The sequence below is a fragment of the Alphaproteobacteria bacterium genome (assembly GCA_017308135.1).
In the GTDB taxonomy this organism is placed as follows: Bacteria; Pseudomonadota; Alphaproteobacteria; order CACIAM-22H2; family CACIAM-22H2; genus Tagaea.
Genome location: JAFKFM010000015.1, coordinates 36088 through 57812 on the forward strand (window position 1 = coordinate 36088; position 21725 = coordinate 57812).

At 66.1% G+C, this 21725-nt stretch carries 20 protein-coding genes; 14 read left to right on the top strand and 6 right to left on the bottom strand.

The window, feature by feature from the left end:
* Window positions 1–38: 38 nt before the first annotated feature.
* Window positions 39–2450: a penicillin-binding protein 1A gene (locus J0H39_24400; GenBank protein MBN9499902.1), complete on the bottom strand. Its 2412-nt coding sequence runs from the start codon at window positions 2448–2450 to the stop codon at window positions 39–41.
* Between the two features lie 88 nt (window positions 2451–2538).
* Here J0H39_24400 and J0H39_24405 point away from each other — a divergent pair, with 88 nt between their 5' ends.
* Genes J0H39_24405 through J0H39_24450 form a run of 10 tightly spaced genes read left to right on the top strand, consistent with a single transcriptional unit; the run spans window position 2539 to window position 12176 of the window.
* Window positions 2539–3042 (top strand): prolyl-tRNA synthetase associated domain-containing protein, encoded by a 504-nt coding sequence (locus J0H39_24405; GenBank protein ID MBN9499903.1) that lies wholly within the window; start codon window positions 2539–2541, stop codon window positions 3040–3042.
* A gap of 36 nt (window positions 3043–3078) precedes the next feature.
* Window positions 3079–4131 carry an SPASM domain-containing protein gene (locus J0H39_24410; protein ID MBN9499904.1) on the top strand — a complete coding sequence of 351 codons (1053 nt, stop codon included), beginning with the start codon at window positions 3079–3081 and terminating at the stop codon, window positions 4129–4131.
* On the top strand, window positions 4131–5324 hold the full coding sequence (locus tag J0H39_24415; protein ID MBN9499905.1) for an ABC transporter substrate-binding protein: 1194 nt from the start codon (window positions 4131–4133) through the stop codon (window positions 5322–5324). The genes J0H39_24410 and J0H39_24415 overlap by 1 nt, the downstream gene beginning before the upstream one ends.
* Window positions 5325–6995: an ABC transporter permease gene (locus J0H39_24420; protein ID MBN9499906.1), complete on the top strand. Its 1671-nt coding sequence runs from the start codon at window positions 5325–5327 to the stop codon at window positions 6993–6995.
* Window positions 6992–7615, top strand: coding sequence for an ATP-binding cassette domain-containing protein (locus J0H39_24425; protein MBN9499907.1), 624 nt, complete (start codon window positions 6992–6994; stop codon window positions 7613–7615). The genes J0H39_24420 and J0H39_24425 overlap by 4 nt, the downstream gene beginning before the upstream one ends.
* Complete coding sequence (locus tag J0H39_24430) at window positions 7612–8094, top strand: GNAT family N-acetyltransferase (GenBank protein MBN9499908.1); 483 nt, start codon at window positions 7612–7614, stop codon at window positions 8092–8094. Before J0H39_24425 ends, J0H39_24430 begins: the two co-directional genes overlap by 4 nt.
* 36 nt (window positions 8095–8130) lie before the next feature.
* On the top strand, window positions 8131–9495 hold the full coding sequence (locus J0H39_24435; GenBank protein ID MBN9499909.1) for a hypothetical protein: 1365 nt from the start codon (window positions 8131–8133) through the stop codon (window positions 9493–9495).
* Window positions 9495–10460, top strand: coding sequence for an ABC transporter permease (locus J0H39_24440; GenBank protein ID MBN9499910.1), 966 nt, complete (start codon window positions 9495–9497; stop codon window positions 10458–10460). Before J0H39_24435 ends, J0H39_24440 begins: the two co-directional genes overlap by 1 nt.
* A 16-nt stretch (window positions 10461–10476) precedes the next feature.
* The gene (locus J0H39_24445; protein MBN9499911.1) at window positions 10477–11430 is read left to right on the top strand and encodes a substrate-binding domain-containing protein; all 954 of its coding nucleotides are present in this window, start codon (window positions 10477–10479) and stop codon (window positions 11428–11430) included.
* The gene (locus tag J0H39_24450; GenBank protein MBN9499912.1) at window positions 11427–12176 is read left to right on the top strand and encodes a sugar ABC transporter ATP-binding protein; all 750 of its coding nucleotides are present in this window, start codon (window positions 11427–11429) and stop codon (window positions 12174–12176) included. Before J0H39_24445 ends, J0H39_24450 begins: the two co-directional genes overlap by 4 nt.
* 3 nt (window positions 12177–12179) lie before the next feature.
* Here the strand turns inward: J0H39_24450 and J0H39_24455 are convergent, their stop codons facing one another.
* Window positions 12180–12995 (bottom strand): hypothetical protein, encoded by an 816-nt coding sequence (locus J0H39_24455; GenBank protein ID MBN9499913.1) that lies wholly within the window; start codon window positions 12993–12995, stop codon window positions 12180–12182.
* A gap of 4 nt (window positions 12996–12999) precedes the next feature.
* Complete coding sequence (locus J0H39_24460; GenBank protein ID MBN9499914.1) at window positions 13000–13413, bottom strand: acyl-CoA thioesterase; 414 nt, start codon at window positions 13411–13413, stop codon at window positions 13000–13002.
* 54 nt (window positions 13414–13467) lie between these two features.
* Between J0H39_24460 and parE the strand changes: the two genes are divergently transcribed.
* Window positions 13468–15444, top strand: a complete 1977-nt coding sequence (gene parE, locus J0H39_24465; GenBank protein MBN9499915.1) for a DNA topoisomerase IV subunit B — start codon at window positions 13468–13470, stop codon at window positions 15442–15444.
* On the opposite strand, the gene J0H39_24470 is transcribed toward parE, so the two are convergent.
* Window positions 15441–16322 carry a LysR family transcriptional regulator gene (locus tag J0H39_24470; protein MBN9499916.1) on the bottom strand — a complete coding sequence of 294 codons (882 nt, stop codon included), beginning with the start codon at window positions 16320–16322 and terminating at the stop codon, window positions 15441–15443. The genes parE and J0H39_24470 overlap by 4 nt on opposite strands.
* Before the next feature lie 72 nt (window positions 16323–16394).
* Between J0H39_24470 and J0H39_24475 the strand changes: the two genes are divergently transcribed.
* Entirely contained in the window at window positions 16395–17135 is a 741-nt protein-coding gene (locus J0H39_24475; protein MBN9499917.1) for a sulfite exporter TauE/SafE family protein, read from the top strand.
* Here J0H39_24475 and J0H39_24480 read toward each other — a convergent pair.
* A complete protein-coding gene (locus J0H39_24480) occupies window positions 17132–19231 on the bottom strand; it encodes a HAMP domain-containing protein (protein ID MBN9499918.1) in 2100 nt (699 codons plus the stop codon). The genes J0H39_24475 and J0H39_24480 overlap by 4 nt on opposite strands.
* Before the next feature lie 150 nt (window positions 19232–19381).
* Window positions 19382–20032, bottom strand: a complete 651-nt coding sequence (locus J0H39_24485) for a cytochrome P460 family protein (protein ID MBN9499919.1) — start codon at window positions 20030–20032, stop codon at window positions 19382–19384.
* A 137-nt stretch (window positions 20033–20169) separates the two neighbouring features.
* Here J0H39_24485 and J0H39_24490 point away from each other — a divergent pair, with 137 nt between their 5' ends.
* Both J0H39_24490 and J0H39_24495 read left to right on the top strand, forming a co-directional pair.
* The gene (locus J0H39_24490) at window positions 20170–21006 is read left to right on the top strand and encodes a class II glutamine amidotransferase (protein ID MBN9499920.1); all 837 of its coding nucleotides are present in this window, start codon (window positions 20170–20172) and stop codon (window positions 21004–21006) included.
* A gap of 11 nt (window positions 21007–21017) precedes the next feature.
* Window positions 21018–21638 carry a glutathione S-transferase family protein gene (locus J0H39_24495; GenBank protein MBN9499921.1) on the top strand — a complete coding sequence of 207 codons (621 nt, stop codon included), beginning with the start codon at window positions 21018–21020 and terminating at the stop codon, window positions 21636–21638.
* Window positions 21639–21725: the final 87 nt, after the last annotated feature.

Genomic DNA, 21725 nt, shown 5'->3' on the forward strand with positions numbered 1-21725 from the left:
GCTTGGCAAGCCCCGCTTTTCCGCGCCCGTGCTGAGGTTCAGTAAATCCCGTCCGCGTCTTGGCCTGCGGGCGCGGCGATGCCGGGGGCGGAGGTCGTGAACGCGCCATTGCCGTCCAGCACGTTGCGGTCTTCGCGCGCTTCCGTACCCGGCTTGAACGCCTCCCAGATCGCGTCGCGCTCACCGGGGCGTGCGGGCAACCCCGTCTGCGGGTTGATGCGCACGAGACGAATACCCGCCGGAGTCCGGAACGGTTCGACCGGTACGCCCTGCAGCGCTTCGGCCATCACATCGCGGAAGATCGGCACCGCGATCGACGAGCCCGTTTCGTTGGGGCCGAGCGTGCGCGGATTGTCAAACCCGACCCACACGCCGACGGTCAAATCGGGCGAGAAGCCGACGAACCACGTATCGAACGATTCGTTCGTGGTGCCCGTCTTGCCCGCGAGCGGCCGGTTGAGTTCGAGCAAGCGACGTCCGGTGCCGCGCTGGACGACACCTTGCAGCATCGACGTCATCTGATAGGCGGTCGCGGGATCGATCGCCTGGGCGCGGGATTCGGCCAAGGCGGGCGGTTCTTCGCCCGTGAAAATCTCGCCGCAGGATTCGCAAATGCGAGGATCGTGCTTCCAGATCGTGCGGCCTTCGCGATCCTGGATCCGGTCGATCAGCGAGGGCGAAATGCGCATGCCGCCATTGACGAACATCGAATACGCCGTGGTCATGCGCATCAACGTGGTTTCGCCCGCCCCCAGCGCCATGGCGAGCGTGGGTTGCAGCTTGTCGACGACGCCGAGGCCTTCGGCGGTCGCGGCGATCTTCTCCATTCCCACCGCTTGCGCCAAGCGAATGGTCATCAGGTTGCGCGATTGCTCGATGCCCACGCGCAACGGCGACGGCCCGTAGAAATTGCGCGAGTAGTTCGCCGGGCGCCAGGGCGGCATGCCGGGGCCTTGGTCGATGACGATGGGGGCGTCGAGGACGAGGCTCGCCGGCGTGAAGCCGTTATCGAGCGCGGGCAGATAGACGAAGGGTTTGAACGACGAGCCCGGCTGACGGAACGCCTGCGTGGCGCGATTGAACTGGCTTTGCTCGTAGCTCCAGCCGCCCACCAGTGCCCGCACGCGGCCCGAATGCGGGTCGAGCGCCACGATCGCGCCGCCGACATTCGGAATCTGGCGCAACGCGAAGCGCCCCTCGGTCGCGGTCTTCTCGACCAGAATGACGTCGCCGACCGACAGCGCGTCGGCCGGATTGCGCAGCGGCGGGCCCAAGCGCTGCTCGCGTTCGGGCTTGCGCGCCCAGCGCATCTCTTCGAACGGCAGCGTGCCCTTCGTATTGTCGGCGAATCCGAGTTCGACCGAATCGTTGGCAAGGCGCAGCACCAGCGCCGTGCGCCATTCCGGCGGCGTGCCGCCGGGGCGCGGCACTTGGGCCAACGCGCGCGCGAAATCGGCGGGGGCGCCTTCGACGCGCGCGAAGGCGCCGCGCCAGCCATGGCGGCGGTCATAGGCGAGCAAGCCTTTGCGCAATGCACGCTCGGCGATGTCCTGGATCTTCGGGTCCATCGTCGTGCGCACGACCAAGCCGCCGCGGAACAGCTCGCGCTCGCCGTATTTCTGCAACAACTCGCGGCGCACTTCCTCGGCGAAATAATCGGCGTGCACCGTATCTTCGGGCCCGCGCGAGCGCGTGACGATTTGCTGCGCGCGCGCCTCGTCGAACTCAGCCTGGGTGATCTGCCCGTCCTCGAGCAGGCGGCCGAGCACCCAATCGCGCCGTTCGACCGCGCGTGCCATGAAGCGCTGCGGATTGTAGTTGTTCGGCGCCTTGGGCAGCACGGCCAGGAACGCCGCCTCTGCCAGTGTGAGCTCGTCAAGAGAACGGTCGAAATAATTGAGCGCGGCCGACGCCACGCCATAGGCGCCGTAGCCGAGATAGATTTCGTTCAAATAGAGCTCGAGGATGCGGCGCTTGGGCAGCGCCTCTTCGATCCGCAAGGCGAGGATCGCTTCCTTCACCTTGCGCTCCAACGACACTTCGTTGGTCAGCAGCATGTTTTTGGCGACTTGCTGCGTGATTGTCGAAGCGCCCACCGGGCGGCGCTGGCCGAGATTGGCGAGGTTCTGCACCGCGGCGCGCGCGATATCCGGCAGGCTGACGCCGGGATGGGTATAAAAATTCTTGTCCTCGGCCGCGAGGAACGCGGCGACCACGCGGCGCGGAATTTTCTCGTAAGGCACGAAGACGCGCCGTTCGATCGCGAATTCGGCCAGTATGCGCCCGTCGGCGGCATGCACGCGGGTGGTGATTGAGGGCTGGTATTCGGCGAGCGTTTTGTGGTCCGGCAGACCGCGCCCGAAATACCAAAGCCCGCCCAGAATCGCGGCGCCGCCGCCGACGATGGCGACGAAAAGGAACAACGACAGAAGGATAATCGCGCGGCGCATGATCGGGGATTTATACGCTCAACCCCGCGCCTTCCATACCCCCCGTCAAAGCATTGAAATTCCCCGGTGAACTTGGCTAGATGCGGCCATGCCGCACACGCCGGACGACCTTTTCGCCGTTCTTGCCCAACTGGGCATCCGCACCCAAACGGTGGCGCACGAGGCCGCCTTCACGGTCGAGGACGGCAAGCGCCTGCACGGGCGCAGCCTGCCGGGCGTCAACGTGAAGAATTTGTTCCTGAAGGACGCGAAAGATCGGCTCTGGCTCGTCTCCGCGCCGTGGGAGCGGGTGATCGACTTGAAAACGCTGCCCCAGCGCATCGGGTCGAAGCGCCTGTCCTTCGGTTCGGCGGCGCTGCTGATGGAGGTGCTGGGCGTCATCCCCGGCGCGGTCACGCCCTTCGCGCCGATCAACGACAAGGACAAGCGCGTGACGGTCGTGCTCGATGCCTGGATGATGCGCCAGGACAGCGTGAACGCCCATCCGCTGGTCAACACGGCGACGACGAATATCGCCCCCGGCGATCTGATCGCCTTTCTGCGCCATGTTCATGGCGAGCCCCTACTGGCCGAACTGGACGCCGCGCTCTAGTGTAACCTCGCGGAACGGCACGACGAAACGGCGGACATGGAATCGATCTACTACGTCATGAGTTGGGCGTGCCATCGGCGGTGCAAGCACTGCTACGAGGACCGCTTCCGCCCCTACAACAAGCGCGAGATGAAGGGCGTGCTGGCCGAGGCGGTCGCGAACTACCCGCGCATCGTCGATAACCTGCCGGACACGATGCTGTATCGCGACCGCGCCGACATCGACGAAACCGGCGCGCCGCGTTTGAAGGTCGGGCGCGTGATTTTGTCGGGCGGTGAATCGCTGCTCGACCCGATCCGCGAGAACGTCACCTATAAAGTCATCGAACGTCTGCGCGCCAAATACGCGGATCGCGGCGGAGTAAAAATCGTCGTGCAGACGACCGGCGATCTGGTGACGCCGGAAATCGTCGACGATCTGCTGTCGCGCGGCGTGTGGATGATCTCCTGCGCCGGCCTCGACGATTTCCACGTCAACATCAAAGCCGACGCGATGAAGGCCGATTTGACGCGGCTGTTCGAAAGCAAAGGCATGCGTCAAAGCGGCCTTGCCACGCAGAACCGCAAATGGCTGGAGGAGGAAGGGCCGGTCTTCAGCTTCTTCGGCGCCACACCCGATACGTGGATCGGCAAAATCTGGCCGCGTGGGCGGGCGTGGGAGAACGACCTTTCGCACGCGACGATCGACGACAATTTCTGCGCACGCTGGTCGGGCGGGCTCGACTTTCTGCGCTACGGGGAGTCGGGCGCGGAGATTTCCGTCGAGCCGGACGGCAGCGTCTATCCCTGCTGCATCAAGACGAAACTGCCGATCGGCAATCTGACCGAGGATCGCCTCGCCGATATCATCGACAGCCTGCGCGACGATCCGGTGTTCCAGGCGATTTCCGCCGGCGAACCGCAGAAGATGGGTCTCGCCGATGGCTGGGACGAAGCGAAATTCGCCGACGCCTCGCGCACCAAAACGCCGTCGGGCCGCGACTATCAAAATCTCTGTATCGGCTGCGACAAATTCTTCGAAGCCAAAATGGGCGCGCGGATCGAAGCGGCGAAAGCGCGGCGCCGGGCGATGAAGGAAGCCGCGAAGTGATGAAGCGCCGCGAATTCCTGATCGCCGCCGGTGCGAGTGCGGCGTTCCCCGCTTTCGCGCAAACGTCGTGGACCGAAACGCTGGCGGCGGCGAAGGGCAAGCCGGTGTTCTTCAACGCCTGGGGCGGCGACGAACGCACCAACGATTTCATCGCCTGGACGGCGGCGCGCGTGCGCGCCGAATACGGTATCGATCTTCGCCATGTGCGTTTGCGCGACACGGCCGAGGCGGTGCAGCGCGTGATCGCGGAGAAAGCGGCGGGGCGCGACGGCGGCGGCTCGGTCGATCTCATCTGGATCAACGGCCCGAACTTCCTGGCGATGAAGGAACAGCGCCTGCATTACGGGCCGTTCGTCGAGCGCCTGCCGAATTTCCGCTATGTCGACATCGAGGGCAAACCGTCGAACGTCGTCGACTTCACCGTGCCCGTCGATGGCTACGCCGCGCCGTGGCGCTTGGCGCAGATCGTCTATGTCTACGATTCCGCGCGCCTGTCCAAGCCGCCGCGCTCGATGGCCGCGATGCTGGAATGGGCAAAGGGAAATCCCGGGCGCTTGACGCACCCGACCGCGCGGAACTTTCTGGGTGCAACCTTCCTCAAGCAAGCGCTCTACGAGTTGACGCCCGATCGCGCGTTGCTCGCCGCCGCCCCGACCGACGCGAATTACGACGCCGCCGTCGCACCGCTCTGGGCATGGTACGACGCGCTGCGCCCGAACATGTGGCGGCGTGGCGCGCAGTTCCCCGAAAGCGGACCTGCGCAGCGCACACTGATGAACGACGGCGAGATCGATCTGATGATCTCGTTCAATCCGGCGGAAGCGGCGGTATCCATCGCCAATAATCTTCTGCCCGCCACCGCACGCGCGACGGGGCTTGAGGGCGGAACGATCGCGAACACCAGCTTCGTGTCGATCCCCTACAACGCCGCGAACCCGGCGGCGGCGATGGTCGTCGCCGATTTCCTGCTGTCGGGCGAAGCGCAAGCGCGGATGAACGATCCGCGCCATCTCGGCAATCCGACCGTGCTCGATATCGATCGTCTGCCGCCCGCGCAGAAGAAGTTCTTCGGCGATGTGCCGCCCGTTCCCGGCATGCCCAGCGCCGCCGAGCTTGGCCGTGCGCTGCCCGAGCCCCATCCCGGCTGGATGACGCGCCTCGCCGCCGATTGGGAAAAGCGCGTGCTGCACTGAATGCTGCGACTTGCGCCACCCGCGACGCTGCTGGTTTTCCTGGCGCCGATCGTCGCGGGGCTGCTCGGCACGGCCTTGCCCGCGTTCGGATGGTTCCCCGCCCTGGGCGCACACGCGTTCGGCCTCGATGTTTTCGCGCGGCTGTTCGCGCAGCCCGGCTTGGGCACGAGCGTCGCGCTGACGCTGTTCACAGGATTCCTTGCGACAGCGTTGTCGCTGACGCTGGCGCTCGCGTTTTGCGCCGCCGCCTACGGCACAAACGCCTTCGGGACGGCGCAACGATTTTTGGCGCCGTTGCTGGCGACACCGCACGCGGCTCTCGCCATCGGCTTCGCGTTTTTGGTGGCACCCTCGGGCTGGATCGCGCGCTTGATCTCGCCCGAACTCAGCGGCTGGACACGCCCGCCCGATATCGCGACGGTGCAGGACCCGCTCGGCCTCGCCTTCGTCGCGGGGCTGATGCTGAAGGAAACGCCCTATTTGTTGCTCACCCTGATCGCCGCGATCGGCCAAGCCGATCTGGCGCGCAGCCTGACGACGGCGCGCATGCTCGGCTACGGCAAATTCACGGCCTGGGCGAAGATCGCGATCCCGCGTCTCTATCCGCAGATCCGTTTGCCAATCTATGCCGTGCTTGCCTTCGCCTTGTCGAACGTGGACGTGGCATTGATCCTCGCCCCGACCAATCCGCCGACGCTGAGCGTGCTGATCCTGCGCTGGATTTCCGATCCGCATCTCGATTTGTTCCTGCCCGCGACGGCGGCGGGGCTGCTGCAATTCGCGCTGGTCGTCGCATCGATCGGCGCGTGGCGCCTCGGCGAAATCGTCATCGCACACGCGGCGCGCGATTGGCTGATCAACGGCGCTCGCGGCGGCGAAGGGAAATTCCGCGCGAGCGCCGCGCGTACCGCGCTGACCTTGCTGTTCGCATTCGCCATCGCCGCCTTGATCGCTTTGGCGATCTGGTCAATCGCCCTTTCCTGGCGCTTCCCCGATGCGCTGCCCGACCGCTGGACGAGCGCGAATTGGCTGCGCGAGGCGCCGTCCCTCGCTGCGCCTGCGACGACCACCTTGCTCGTCGCGCTCAGCGCCACGGCGATCGCGATCCTGTTGGCGGTGCTGTGCCTTGAAAACGAAATCCGCAGCGGTAAGCGCGCGACCAAGGCGCTGGTGCTGCTCTATGCGCCGCTGCTGATCCCGCAAGTCTCGTTCCTGATCGGCGCGCAGACGCTGCTGGTGCGCTTGAATCTCGACGGCGGGTTCGCGGCCCTCGTCTGGGCGCATCTGCTGTTCGTGCTGCCCTATGTGTTCTTGGCGTTGGCCGATCCGTGGCGCGCGCTCGATCCGCGCTATGCGCGCATCGCATCGTGCTTGGGCGCATCGCACTGGCGGGTTCTCTTCGCCGTGAAAATCCCGCTGCTGCTGCGCCCGTTGTCGGTGGCGGCCGCGGTGAGTTTCGCGGTGTCGGCAGCGCTCTATCTGCCGACGTTGTTCGCAGGCGGGGGGCGCTGGACGAGCCTGACGACCGAAGCGGTCACGCTCGCCTCGGGCGGCGACCGGCGCGTACTCGGAGTCTATGCCTTCGCGCAAGCCGCCTTGCCGCTGATCGTCTACGCGGCGGCGCTGGCCGTGCCCGCCATCCTCTATCGCAACCGGAAGGGCATGGCATGAGCGGCCTTGCCTTGCGCGACGTGACGCTCAGCGTGGCGGGCAAGCGATTGCTCGGGCCGCTGTCGCTCGACGTGGCGCCGGGCGCCATCGCCACGATCATGGGCCCGTCGGGCTCCGGCAAATCGTCGCTGCTTGCGTATCTGTGCGGCACGCTCGATCCTGTTTTCGCCGCGAGCGGCCAAGCGATGCTCGACGGCGCGGCCCTCGCGGGCCTCGCGCCCGAGAAGCGCCGCATCGGGATTCTGTTCCAGGACGATCTGCTGTTCCCGCATTTGTCGGTCGCGGGCAATCTCGCCTTCGCGATCCCCGCGCACGCGCCGGACCGAAAGGCGCGCATCGATGCCGCCCTCGCCGAAGCCGAACTCGACGGTTACGGCGAACGCGATCCCGCCACGTTGTCGGGCGGGCAGCGCGCGCGTGTGTCGCTGATGCGCGCGTTGCTGGCCGAGCCGCGCGCGATCCTGCTCGACGAGCCGTTCTCGAAACTCGATGCCGCCTTGCGCGGCAAGATGCGCGAATTCGTGTTCGCGCATATCCGGATGCGGAAAGTTCCTTGTTTGATGGTCACGCACGACGAAGCTGACGCGGCCGCCACCGGCGGCTATATCCTGCGCCTATGACACTGAAGATTCGCCCCGCCGCACCCGAAGACGCCGCCGAATTGGCCGATCTGATCAACGAGATCATCGCGATCGGCGGCACGACCGCGTGGCAAACCAAATTCACACCCGAGACATTCGCCGCGCATTACATCGACGGGCCAGACTGCCTGTCGTGTTTCGTAGCCGAAGCCAATCGGCTTTACGGGTTTCAGGGGTTGAGCCGATCGAAGACGCTGCCCGCGAATTGGGCCGATATCGGCAGCTTCGCGCGCGTGCGACCGAAGCTGCCCGGCGTGGGCGCCGCCTTGTTCGCCGCGACCAAGGTGAAGGCCCGCGAATTTGGTCTTGTCTCGATCAACGCCCAAATCCGCGCCGACAACAAACCCGGCCTCGGCTTCTATTCCAAGATGGGCTTCGTCGATTACGGCGTGAAGAAGGACGTACCGTTAACGGACGGCGCGATCGTCGACCGCATTCTGAAACGCTACGATCTGTAGATTTCCCGGCCGATCTGTGGTCCGCTCGCCGCCGTCATGAGCGTTTATCTCGTCGCCGATCTGGGAACGAGCGCGCTGCGCGCGGCGGCGATCGATGCCGAGGGCGCGACGCTCGCCGCCCATAACGTGCCTCTCTCCATCGTAGCGCCCGTGCCGGGGGCGGCCGAAGCCGATCCCGAAATCTGGTGGGCGGCGCTGCGCGACGCCTTCGCGCAAATCCTGAATACCGCGCCCAAGCCCGATGCGATTTGCCTGACCGGCATGACGCGCGGACAGATTTTCCTCGACGCGAAGGGCACCGTGCTGCGCCCGGCGATCCTGTGGGCCGATACGCGCGCCGCCCCGCTCGATCTCGCGATCGACAATCCGGCGGTCGCGATCAATCCCTTCCACGCGCTCGCGCGCATCGCTTGGGTCGCGCGCAACGCGCCCGAACTTTTCGCGCGCATCGCACGTGTGATCGAGCCGAAGGATTGGCTCAATTATCGCCTGACCGGCGTGATCGGCGCCGATAGCGTCACCGCCGCGCGCTTCGATGCGGTGCCGGCCGATGCGCCGCATCGCAATCTGATCGATCTGTCGCGCGCCGAACCCTGGGCGAAGATCGGCGCGGTCGTTTCGATCCCCGAACTCGCCGGCGTGCCGGTCTTCGCCGGTGCGATGGATACCTGGGCGGGCGCTGTCGGCACGGGCGTGGTGTCGCCCGGCCAAGCCTACGACGTCGCGGGCACCACCGAACAAGCGGGCGTGTTGACCGCAACGCGCGTCAAAGTACACGGCCTCGTCGATCTGCCCTGGATGCCCGGCGCTTTCCAAGCGGGCGGACCGACGCAAGCGGGCGGCGACGCGCTCGCCTGGGCGCGCGATCTGGTCGCGAAGGATCTCGATTTCGACGCGGCAATCGCCTTGGCCGCGACCGCCGATCCGGCGAATGCGCCGATCTTCGTGCCTTATCTTGCGGGCGAGCGTGCGCCGGTGTGGCGCGCGGATGTGCGCGGCACGCTGATCGGGCTTTCGCGCGAACATAAGCAAGCCGACATTCTTTATGCGGCGGTTGAGGGCGTGGCGCTCGCGCTCGCCGATATCGTCGTCGCATCGGGTGCCGCGCCGTCGGCTTTGCGTATTTCGGGCGGCGGCGCGCGCAGCGATTTCTGGTGCCAGGCGAAGGCGGATGTTCTGGGCATCGCGGTCGAACGCCCGCGCGAGATCGAAGCGGGCTTGCTGGGGGCCGCCGCCTGCGCGGCGTTCGGACTGGGCCATACGCCCGATTTCGCTACGGCCGCCGCGCGAATGAACCCGATTTCGCGCGTCTTTCGCCCCAATCCGGCCAAAGCGCCCTTGTATGCCGCGCGCCGGGCGCGCTATGCCGGTGCCAAGCAATACGTTCTCGGGGCCGGTTGATGCGTTCCTTCCTGGCGAAATACGCGACGGCGCTGGCCGGTCTCGGCGTGGTGATCTGGTTCGCCGCCACCGCACCCGCTTTCGCCTCGGCGGCGAATTTCACGCTGATCTTGAAGGAGACGAGCTTCCTCGCGATATTGGCGCTCGGCTTCGCGCTGGCGCTGGTGACGGCCGAGCTCGATTTGTCGATCGCGGAAGTCGCGAGCCTCGCCGCCGTCGTCTGCGGTTTCCTCGTCCATTCGGGCTATCCGCCGTCGCTGGCCATCGCCGCCGGATTGGCCGTGGGCGCCGTCTGCGGCTTGGGCAATGGGTTCGCCGTCACGGTGCTGAACGTGCCCTCGTTGATCGCCACGCTGGGCATGGCGGCGATCGCCAAAGGGCTCGGCTTCATGCTGACGCAAGGTGTCGCCTTCGTCGGCCGCTGGCCCGCCGATTTCACCGGCCTCGCACGCGGCAATTTCCTGGGCGTGCCGAACTTGCTGTGGTGGCTGATCCTCGCCTCGATCTTCGCCTATGCGCTGGTCAAATGGACGCGCACCGGCGCGCATCTGGTCGCGACCGGCGAGGCGGAAGAAGCCGCGCGCCTTGCCGGCATTCCGACCAAGAAGATGAAGCGCCTCGCGCTGCTGCTGACCGGCTTGTTCGCCGGGGCGACCGCCGTGCTGCTCGCCGCGAGCCTTTCCTCGGCCGCGCCGAACATGGCGAACGACCATTTTCTTTACGCCATCGCCGCCGTGCTGCTGGGTATGACGATGTTCGAACCCGGCCGGCCTAACGTGCCCGGCACGCTGGTCGCGGCGTTCACGTTGAAGGCGCTGGGCAACGGATTGATCCTGTCCGGTGCGCCATACTACGTGCAGGATATCGTGCTCGGCGCCATCATCGTCGGCTCGGTCGCTTTGTCGGCGGGCGCCTTGGGGCGCGCCGCCTTCGTCAAACGCCTGTCCTTCCGGACGGCGCAATAACAGGGAGAGAGAAACAATGGTCGAAATCACCCGCCGTCAGGCTTTGGCCGGCACCGCCGCCGCGCTGGCCGCCGCCCCGTCGATCGTGCAGGCGCAAACGCCCGAGATCGGCATCGTCGCCTTCCAGATGTCGTCGGAAACCCATGCGCGCGTGGCGAACGCCGCGCAGGCCGCCGCCCGCGCCAAGGGCTGGACGGCGACGATCCTCAATTCCGAAGGGGCGCTGCCCAAGCACGCGGAACAGCTCGACGCGCTGATCCAGCGCAAGCCGCGCGCCATCGTCGTGGCGATGGGCAAGCCCGTCGAAGCCGACGCGCAATTCGAAGCCGCCAAGAAAGCGGGCATTCCCGTCGTCACCGTGATGGCCGGCACGTCGCCGCACACGCTGTTCGACATCCAGGTGAACGAGTTCAAGGTCGGCGCCGACGCCGCTTTGTGGCTGCTGGGCGAGATGAACTACCAAGGCAACGTGCTGCTGCAACGCTTCGACGGCAATGTCGGTACGCGCATCCGCGGCCGCGTGCTTGACGCCGTGCTCGCCGAAAACCAGGGCGTGAAGGTTCTCGGCTCGCATTCGATGGCGCGCACGCAATCCTGGCGCGACGACGTGCGCCAGGGCATGCAAGCGCTGCTGTTGCAGCACGGCGCCAACACGCAAGGCATTTGGGCGTCGTTCGACGGCCAAGCCTATGTGATCGACGATCTGCTGCGCCCGCGCGGTCTGAAGAAGGGCCAGATCAAATTCGTGTCGATCGACGGCGGGGCCGAAACCTATCGGCGCATCGCGGACCCGGACTCGCTGTTGATGGCGACCGTGACCATCCCGTTCGAGGAGATGGGCAAGCGCGCCATCGACGCGATCGACACGATCGTCGTGAAGGGCCAGCCCAAGGGCAGCGTCACCAGCGGCCCCTACTTGTTCCTCGACGCGATCCTGGTCGATCAGAACAACGTGAAACAGTTCCTGTGAGCGTTCTCGTCCGTCTCGGCGCCGTGACCAAAAGTTACGGCGCCGTCGAAGCGTTGCGCGGCGTGGATCTGGAGATCCGCGCCGGCGACGTTTTGGCGTTGTGCGGCGACAACGGGGCGGGCAAGTCGAGCTTGGTGAAGATCCTGTCGGGTGCCCATGCACACGACGGCGGCGTTTTCGAGATCGAAGGCAAGGCCGTGCGCTTCGCTTCGCCGCAGGATGCGCTAACGCGCGGCATCGCCACGATCTATCAGGAATTGGCGGTCGCCCCGCGTTTGTCGGTGGCGGAGAATGTGTTTCTCGGCTCCGAACTCGTGCGTACACCTTTGCCCTTCGTGTCGTTGCTCGACAAGAAGCGCATGCGCGACGAAGCGCTCGGCTATCTCAAACGCCTCGGCGTCGATCTGGGCAACGCGACGCGGCCCGTCGAGCGCCTGTCGGGCGGTCAGCGCCAGGCGGTCGCGATCGCGCGGGCCCTACGCTGGAACGCGCGCGTCGTCATCATGGACGAGCCGACGGCCGCGTTGGGTGTCGCCGAAACCAAACTCGTCCTCGACCTGATCCGGCGGTTGAAGGACGAGGGCCGCACGGTCGTCCTGGTCAGCCACAACATGGCCGATGTCGTCGCCGTCGCCACGCGCGTCGCGATCCTGAAGGCGGGGCGCAAAACCGTCGACCGTCCGGTCGCCGGGCTCGATGCCGCCGCCCTCGCGCAGATGATTGTCACCGGCCGCGAAGCGGCCTAACGATCAGCGCTTCGCTTTGATCGCGCGCAGCCAGGCGATGGCGCCAGGCACGCGGGCCCAAGCCGCCCCCGCATTGACCGCGATCACGCCCGCTTCCTCGCGCCCCCCCGGCGGCACTTCCATCGGCGTGGTCTTCGGCGGTTTGCGGTCGCCGATCAGATAGGCGGGCGCGAAGCCGTTCGCCTTCACCGCCGCGTCGAGCTTGGCGTCCGCATCCGCCGCCTTGGTCGCGAAGGCGAGCAAGGCGCGCGCATAGGCGCCGCGCGCCCCGCCCTCGTCGGTCACACCGGCGAGGATCTCGTTCGCTTCGTCGTATTTCTCGCCGTCGATCAGCGCGTCGGCGAAATCGAACGAGCATTTCGCGGGATCGGACGGATCGAGGCGCAGCACTTCGCGCCAATGCGCGTAGCCCGCCTCGCGCTCGCCGCGTACGCTGATCGCGGAAGCCAGATGCTGGCGCGCTTCGAGATAGGCGAGACCGCGCGGTGTGGCGCCGAGCTTGCCCGCTTCGTCGGCCAATCGCGCGCCCAACGCGCCCTCGCCCGCGCGCAACGCGATCTCCAGCAAGCGGATACGCTCGTCGAGATCGCGTGCGGCGAGCAGCGACACGAGCGTGAGCGCCGAAGCGCAGTAAGCGCTCTGCTTCAACGCCGCCGCCGCACCTTGCAAACCCGCGCGCGCATTGGGCATATCCCAAGCGCTTTGCGCCAGCAGATCGGCGTCGTCGAGCGCTTGTTCGCCCAGCATCGCCGCGCGGTCCGCGCCCTTGGCGATCAGGTCGTAAGCGATCAGCAAGTCGAAATCTTCGTTGGTCAGCATCGTCTCAAACTCCATCGACCGGGCGCGGGCGGCGATCCTCGTCGATCGCCACATAGGTGAACACGCCCGCCGTAACCTTGGTCTGGGGACCGCCCGCGCGCGGGCGCGTCCAGGTTTCGACCTTCACGGTGATCGAGGTGCGGCCCACGCGCTGGATCTCGCAATAGCACGAGACCTCGTCGCCGACATGGACCGGTTTGTGGAAGGTCATCGCCTCGATTGCGATGGTCGCCACGCGGCCCTTGGAGCGGTGGCTGGCGATCGATCCGCCCGCCAAATCCATCTGCGACAGCAGCCAGCCGCCGAAAATATCGCCGTTGGGGTTGGTGTCGCCCGGCATGGCGATCGCGCGCAAGGCCGGTTCGCCCATTTCCTTGCGCGGGCCTTGTTCATGTAGTGTTTGCGTCGAATCGGCCATGACAGCTAGTCTCCCGCCGGTTTCCGTATACCTCTGACGTTCGAGTTATCGACGATGGCCGATTTGTTTTCCAGCGCTTCGCGCAAAAACGACTCCTATACCGCCAAGGACATCGAGGTCCTGGAGGGGCTGGAGCCGGTCCGCCGCCGCCCCGGCATGTATATCGGCGGTACGGACGAGCGCGCGCTGCACCATCTGATCGCCGAAGTGCTCGACAACTCGATGGACGAGGCCGTGGCCGGCCACGCCGACTGGATCGAAATCGAGATGGAAGAAGGCGGCTGGATGACGATCCGCGACAACGGGCGCGGCATTCCGGTCGATCCGCATCCGCGCTTCCCCAAGAAATCGGCGCTGGAAGTCATCCTCACCACGCTGCACTCGGGCGGCAAGTTCTCGAACAAGGCCTACGAGACGTCGGGCGGTCTGCACGGCGTGGGCGTCTCGGTCGTCAACGCGCTGTCGGACGGATTCGAGGTCGAGGTCGCGCGCGACAAGGCAATCTGGGCGCAGAATTATTCGCGCGGCGTGCCCAAGGGCCCGCTGAAGAAGATCGGCACGACCAACAACCGCCGCGGCACGACCGTGCGTTTCCATCCCGACCCGGAGATTTTCGGCAAGAGCGCGCATCTGAAGCCGCAGATCGCGTTCAAGATGGCGCGCGCCAAGGCGTTCCTGTTCAAGGGCGTCGAGCTGCGCTGGAAATGCGCGCCGTCGCTGCTGAAACCCGAATGGGGGATCGCGCCCGAAGCGACGCTGCATTTCCCCGGCGGTCTGGCGGACTCGCTGGCCGAGGTGATCGGCAAGCGCCCCTGCTATTCGTCGAAGAATTTCGCCGGCGACGTGAAACTCGACAGCCAAGGCGGCCGCCTGGAATGGGCGGTCGCGTGGCCGGGCGACGAGGAAGGCGAAGTCCATTCCTACGTCAACACGGTGCCCACGCCCCAAGGCGGCAGTCACGAACTGGGCTTGCGCGGCGCCCTCACCCGTTCGCTGCGCGGCTACGGGGCGCTGGTCAACAACAAGCGCGCCGAGACGATCCAATCGGAAGACGTGTGCGACGGCGCGGTCGTGTTCCTGTCGCTGTTCATCCGCGATCCGCAATTCCAGGGCCAGACGAAGGATCGTCTGGGCATGCCCGACGCGCAGAAGATGGTCGACGCGGCGCTGAAGGACCAGTTCGATCATTGGCTCGCCAACGATCCGGGTTCGGCCAAGGCGCTGCTGGAACGCGCGATCGAGCGCGCGGACGAGCGCGCCCGCCGCCGCCAGCAGAAGGAAATGGACCGCAAATCGGCGACGCGCCGGTTGCGCCTGCCCGGCAAGCTCGCCGATTGCTCGGCCAACACGACGCTCGACACCGAAATCTTCCTGGTCGAAGGCGATTCCGCCGGCGGCTCGGCCAAGCAAGCGCGCAATCGCGAGTTTCAGGCGATCCTGCCCTTGCGCGGCAAGATTCTGAACGTCGCCAGCGCGTCGGTCGACAAGCTGCGCCAGAACCAGGAACTGGCCGATCTGGTCCAAGCGCTGGGCTGCGGCACGGGCGAGAATTTCGATCTGGAAAAACTGCGCTACGACCGCGTCATCATCATGACCGACGCCGACGTCGACGGCGCGCATATCGCCTCGCTGCTCATCACGTTCTTCTATCGCGAGACGCCCAAGCTGATCGAGCAAGGGCATCTCTATCTCGCCATGCCGCCGCTTTATCGTTTGGGGGCGGGTGGCGACGTCGTCTATGCGCGCGACGACGCGCATAAAGACGAGTTGATGAAGTCCAAGTTCAAGAACCGCAAGGTCGAGGTCAGCCGCTTCAAGGGTCTGGGCGAAATGCCGCCCAGCCAGTTGAAGGAAACGACGATGGACCCGAAGCGGCGCACGTTGCTGCGTGTGACCGTGCCGCACGCGCACGAAACGGACGAAAAGGAAGCGACCGAGCAGCGCGTGGAAAGCCTGATGGGCCGCAAGCCGGAGCTGCGCCTCGCCTTCATCCAGGAACACGCCAAGTTCGCGACCGAACTGGACGTCTAGGCCTTCAAGTATTCGAACAACGCGCGCGCGGCGGGGAGCAGCCCCGCCACGCGGCGCACGCAGAGGACAAGGCGCCGTCGCGCGAAATCGTCGGCGAGCGGAATGCCTTTGACCGGCAACGAAGCCGCCGCGCGTTGCGCCGCAATGCGCGACATGACCGCGATCCCGGCGCCGCTCGCGACAAGCCGCGCCACGGCATCGAAAGTCGGCACGCGCGCGCGGACATGGAGCTTCTTGCCCAGGCGCCCGGCGTGTTCGGCGACCAGATCGAATTGCGCGCGTGTTTCGGGCAGCGCCACCATCGGCAGATCGGCGATCGCGGCGAGGCGCAAGGATTTGCGCGCCGCCAGCGCGTGATCGCGCGCCAGCACCACCCACAGCGGATCGTCGCGATAGGGAAAGGTGCGCACATCGCCCAACGCTGCGGTGTCGGCCGCCACACCGATTTCCGCCGCCCCGACCGCGACGGCGCGCGCCACGTCGGCGCTGCGCTGCTCGACGATCTCCACATCGATGCGTTGGTTTGCGGCGAGGAACGCGCCCAGATCCGCCGGCAAATGTTCCGACGCCGCCCCCGTATTCGCCGCGAGCCGGACAAGGCTGCGCGTCGTGCGGCCATAGGCGGCCATGTCGGCGCGCATCCGGTCGAGGCCTTCGACCAGCGACGACGCATGACGTTTGAACGCCTGGCCGCCGGCGTTCAACGCCAAGCCCCGGCGATGGCGGACGAACAAGACGGTATCGAGATCGGCTTCCATGCCTTTGATGCGCGCACTGGCCGAGGCGATCGACAAACGCAGCTTGGCCGCCCCGGCCGCGAGCGAACCGCTCTCGGCCACGGCGAGAAACAAGCGCAGATCGGCGGGATCGAAGCGCATTCGGATACTCCGAAGCCAAATTCCGGATTTTCCTTATTGTGAACCGCCTGCGTGCCGCGTCAAGCTCGCGCCATGATCGATCCGCTTCTCGCTTTCGTGGCTTTCGTCTTCCTGATCGGCGGCTTTTCCAAAGGCGTGCTCGGCATGGGCTTGCCGACCGTCACGATGGGTTTGCTCGCCGTCGTCCTGGCGCCGGTCCAAGCGGCGGCCTTCCTGATCGTGCCGTCCTTCGCGACCAATCTTTGGCAGATGCTGTCGGGCGGGCGTTTCCGCGCGCTGTGCCTGCGGCTCTGGCCGTTCCTGCTGCCGCTGATCCCGGCGACTTGGCTCGCCTCGGGCGCCATGACCGGCGACTATGCGCGCTACGCCGCGCCCGCGTTGGGCGTCACGCTGTTGATCTATGCCGGGCTGACGTTGGGTGGGGTCAAATGGCGCGTGGCGCCGGCGCAAGAGAAAGTCACCGGCGCCCTGGTCGGCATCGCCACCGGTCTCGTCACCGGCGTCACGGGCGTGTTCGTGATGCCGGCCGTGCCCTTCCTTCAGGCGATCGGGCTGGAGAAGGACGAACTCGTCCAAGCGCTCGGTATCGCCTTCATGGTTTCGACCGCCGCCCTCGCCTTGGGGCTGGGGCGTGCCGGGTTGTTCGGGGTCGACGAAGCGGCGCGTTCCCTCGTCGCTTTGCTGCCCGCTTTGGCCGGGATGTGGCTCGGCCAAAGCGTGCGCGCAAAGCTATCGGTCGCCGCCTTCCGGCGCGTGTTCTTCTTCGGCCTTTCGGCGCTGGGCGCCTATCTGGTCCTGCGTGCCGTTCTTTAGGCGGCGCGCATCTTCACCACGAAACCGTCGATTTCGGCGCGCAGGCTTTCAGCCAAGCGCGCGAGATCGTCGGCGGCCGTCAGCACATGCGCGGCCGCCGTGCCGGTTTCGTCCGTCGATTGCGTGACGGCCGCGATATTGCTCGATACCACCGCCGTGCCCGACGCGGCCTGCTGGACGTTGCGCGCGATCTCCTGGGTCGCCGCCCCCTGCTCCTCGACCGCCGACGCGATCGTGGTCGCGATCTGGCTGACCTGACCGATCGTCGTGCCGATCGTGCCGATCGCCCCGACGGCCTTGCCGGTGGCCCCCTGGATCGCCGAAATCTGCGCCGCGATCTCCTCGGTCGCCTTCGACGTTTGATTGGCGAGCGTCTTCACCTCCGACGCGACGACCGCGAAACCCTTGCCCGCTTCGCCCGCGCGCGCCGCTTCGATCGTGGCGTTGAGCGCCAAAAGATTGGTTTGCGCCGCGATGTCGTTGATGAGCTTCACCACGTCACCGATCTTTTCGGCCGCCGCCGCCAACGAGCGCACTTGGCCGTTGGTGTCTTCGACCTGTGCCACCGCTTCGCCCGCCACACGGGTCGATTCCGCGACCTGGCGGCTGATTTCGGCGATCGAGGACGACAATTCCTCGGCCGCCGACGCCACCGTCTGCACGTTGGTCGACGCTTGTTCGGATGCCGCCGCGACCGAAACCGATTTCTTGCTGGCGTCGTCGGCCATCGAAGACATCGATTTGGACGTCGCCTGCAATTCGCTGGACGCGGCGGCCAGCGTCTTCAGCGACGACGAAACGGATTCGTCGAACGTCTTGATGTCCGCTTCGATCGCAAGCTGGCGGCGTTCCTTGGCTTCGCGTGCGGCGCGCTGCTCGGCTTCCAGCGCGTCGCCTTCGATCATCTTCTTCTTGAAGAACTCGACCGCGCGCGCCATGTCGCCGATCTCGTCGCCGCGCGCCGCCCCGGGGATTTCGGTGGCGAGGTCATGCGCCGCGAGGCGCTGCATCGCACCGGTCAGCGCGCGGATCGGCGCCGAGATGCGGCGCATTGCGATCAAGAACCCCGCGACGATCAGCCCGGCCGAGAACAGCAGCAGCAATGCGTTGAGGATCAGCGCGCGCTCGGCGCTCGCGATCTGATCGTCGGCCATGCGCACGATCTCCGCCAGCGCCACCAGCGACACATTGCCGATCAGAGCCAACGCCTCGATGCGCGTGCGCAGGAAATCGGGGGCGGCCATCGCGGGCTTCTCGCCGGCGGCGAGCTGCTTGCCCAGCGCCGCGTTTTCCTCGGCGAGCGGGCCCGTGAAGTTCGGCTGCGCCGCCTTCACCGCCGCGTCGATCGACTTGGCGAGTTCGGGACGCGCGGAAGCTTCGCGCACGATCGTCCAGGCGGCCGACGCGATGCCCAAATCGCGCGCTTGCGCCTGGGCCTCCTCCGCCGTCCAGGCGCGGCCCGCCGACAGCGTCGAGCCGATGCGCAGCACGGTCGAACCGGCGGCACTGCGCACGGTCCAGGCCGCGCGCTTGACGCTCAAGGTTTGGTCGATGACCGGATCGAAGAACAGCAGCGAATTTTCCAGCAGCGTGCCGGTCGCCTCGAGCTGATCGAGGAAGTTCTGTCCGATGCCGGCCCAGTCGCGGATCAATGCGGCGTCGCGCTGCGCGCGGGGCACGCGGATATCGTTCGCGGCCTTGCCGCGCAAGGCGGCCAAGGCTTCGTGGCTCGCCTTCAACTTGCCGATCGCTTGATCGAGGCCGGGCAGCGAAACCTTCGCCAGCAACGCGACGCTGGCGGCGTAGCCCTCCTCGGTGATCTTGCGGTTCTTCGCGATGTCGTCCGCCATCGACGCGACGACCGGCGCTTCGCCGCTCAACGCCGTTTGCGTATTGCCGCGTTCCAGCCGCGCTTCCTGCAGCGTTTTGAACAAAGCCTGGCTGATCGGCGCGTAGGATGCGATGCGTTGCGCGGCGGCATAGCGCGAATACGCATCCGACACGTCGGACACGGTCGACGCGATGAGCATCACGCCCATGACGCCGATCAAAGCGCCCAGCGTGGCGCGGATGGAAAGCTTGGATAGCGCGATCATAGGGATGCTCCTGCGGAAAATCGCGAAGGCGAGCATCCCCTATATCGGCGATTCCTTAACGGCCCGTATCCGGCGCGAGCGCATGCGAAACTATTTCGCACATAGCCGGTATCGCCGGAGATTTAGCGAAAATACGCGGGAATTTAGCGATTAACGCGCATCGATCCGAAAGCGCGGCGGCACGAAAAGCAAATAATCCTGCGCTTGCGCGGCGCGATGGCATTCGATGCAAAAGCGGACATTCGCGTCGCCCCGCCCGCCGGTTTCGCCGATCAGCGTGCCATCGGGCTGGAACACGGCGAAGCGCCAATCGTGGGCGTCGGGCGCATAACCCGTCCTCTCGCGCGTCATGATGAAGATGCGGAACGCTTCGGCTTTGCCGTCCGCGCCGACACGGAAACTGCGCTTGAGCAGCGTGGCGCCTTCCGGCATCCGCGCGCCCATTTCGTAAAGGCGATAGGAGGGCGCGGCGGCCGCATCGGCATAGACTTGCAGGAACATGCCGTGCTCCGACGCGCGATAGCTTGTCGACATGGTCGTCCAATTCTTGCCGTCGATCGCCTTGTCGCGCACGCGCGCGAAGGCCGCGTCGAGATCGGGTCCGAGGCAATGGGCCATCGCCGCGATCTCGTCGTCGCGCAGGCTTCCCGGCGGCATGCCCAAATCGCCGAGCAGGATGCCCGGCGCCGGCGAGGCGGCGAGGCGCGGCACCGCGCAGCCTTGCCCGGTTTCGCGCGACGGGGCGGCACAGGCGACGAGCGCTAGAACGGCGGCGGCGAGAACGAAGCGGAACGAACCCATGGCGTCGTTTCGTAAGCCTCCGCAGGAAGGTTTCGCCGCCACGCTGCGCTCCCCCTCGATAATCCCGGGATTTTGGAATATTTTATCGATCGAGTCGTCGATCGGCGGCAAGAACCGCCTGACAGGGGAACGGCATCATGTGTCGCTGGCTAGCCTATACGGGCCGACCCATTTACCTCGAAGACTTTCTGTTCAAGCCTGAAAATTCCCTCGTCACGCAGTCGCTGCATGCGCGCAAGGGCCACACGATCACCAACGGCGACGGGTTCGGCGTAGGCTGGTACGGCGACCGGCCGGAGCCCGGCCTGTTCCGCGACATCCGCCCCGCCTGGAACGACGAGAATCTGCGCTCGATCGCCGAGCAGATCCGCACCGGGCATTTCTTCGCCCATGTGCGCGCCTCGACCGGCACGTCGATCAGCCGCGCCAATTGCCACCCGTTCCAGTACGGGCGCTGGATGTTCATGCATAACGGCCAGATCGGCGGGTTCGACCGCGTGGCCCGCGAGTTGGATTTCGCGATCGCGCCCGATTTCTACCGCGCGCGCAAAGGCACCACGGACAGCGAGACGATCTTCCTGCTGATGCTGAGTTACGGGCTGGAGCGCGATCCGGAAACGGCGGTCGCGCGCACGCTCGAACACGTCACCGCCGCGCACGCGGCGGCGGGCTGCGCCGATCCGTTCCGCTTCACCGCCGCGTTCACCGATGGGCGGCGCGTCTATGCCGCGCGCTATTCGACCGACGGCAAATCGCCGACGCTGTTCTATGGCTGCGGCACGGGCGTGCGCGCAGCGGTCGGCGGGGACTGCGCGGGCGACCAAAGCGGCGCCGATTCTGTTTTGGTCCTTTCCGAACCGCTCGATACCGACACGTCGCATTGGACCTCGGTGCCCGAAGCCTCGCTGCTGATCGCCGATCACGGCAATATCGACGTGCGCCGCCTGGAACTGCGTCTGCCCCAAGCCGCTTGAACGGAACCCATATGCTCGAGATTTACGGCCGTGCCTCGTCGTCCAACGTCCAGAAAGTGCTCTGGCTGTGCGAAGAGCTGGGCTTGCCCTATCGCACCGCGCATGACGTGCCGCCGGGCAAGGCCGGCACCGACGACTACAAGCGCGTCAATCCCACCGGCAAAATCCCCACGCTGGTCGAGCCCGATGGGTTCACGCTGTGGGAGTCGAACGCGATCTTGCGCTATCTCGGCGCCAAGCATGCGGCTGGCGGCTTGTGGCCCGCCGATCTGCGCGTGCGCGCCGATGTCGATCGCTGGATGGATTGGCAGGCTTGCACGGTGGCCCCTGCCGCGACCACCGTGCTCTATCAAACCCTGCGCGCGAAGCCGGAGGAAAAGAACCCGGCCGCCCTCGCCGCCGCGTCCCAAGCGTCGCGTGATGCCGCCGGGTTGCTCGACACCCAGTTGGCCGGCAAGGCCTATGTCGTCGGCGATGCGTTCACGCTCGCCGATATCGCGCTCGGCCAATGGGTGTGGCGCTATGTCAACCTGGTCGAGCAGCGCCCCAACCAGCCGCATCTAATGGCGTGGTACGCGCGGCTGCAGGACCGGGCGGCGTATCATAGGATTGTCATGACGAAGCTGGTTTGACGGCCGGTCTAGCGATACGAACCAAATTATTGATTTATAATGATTTTTATCATTTTCGGCTTCGCGTCACTGTGACGGCCGTTACAG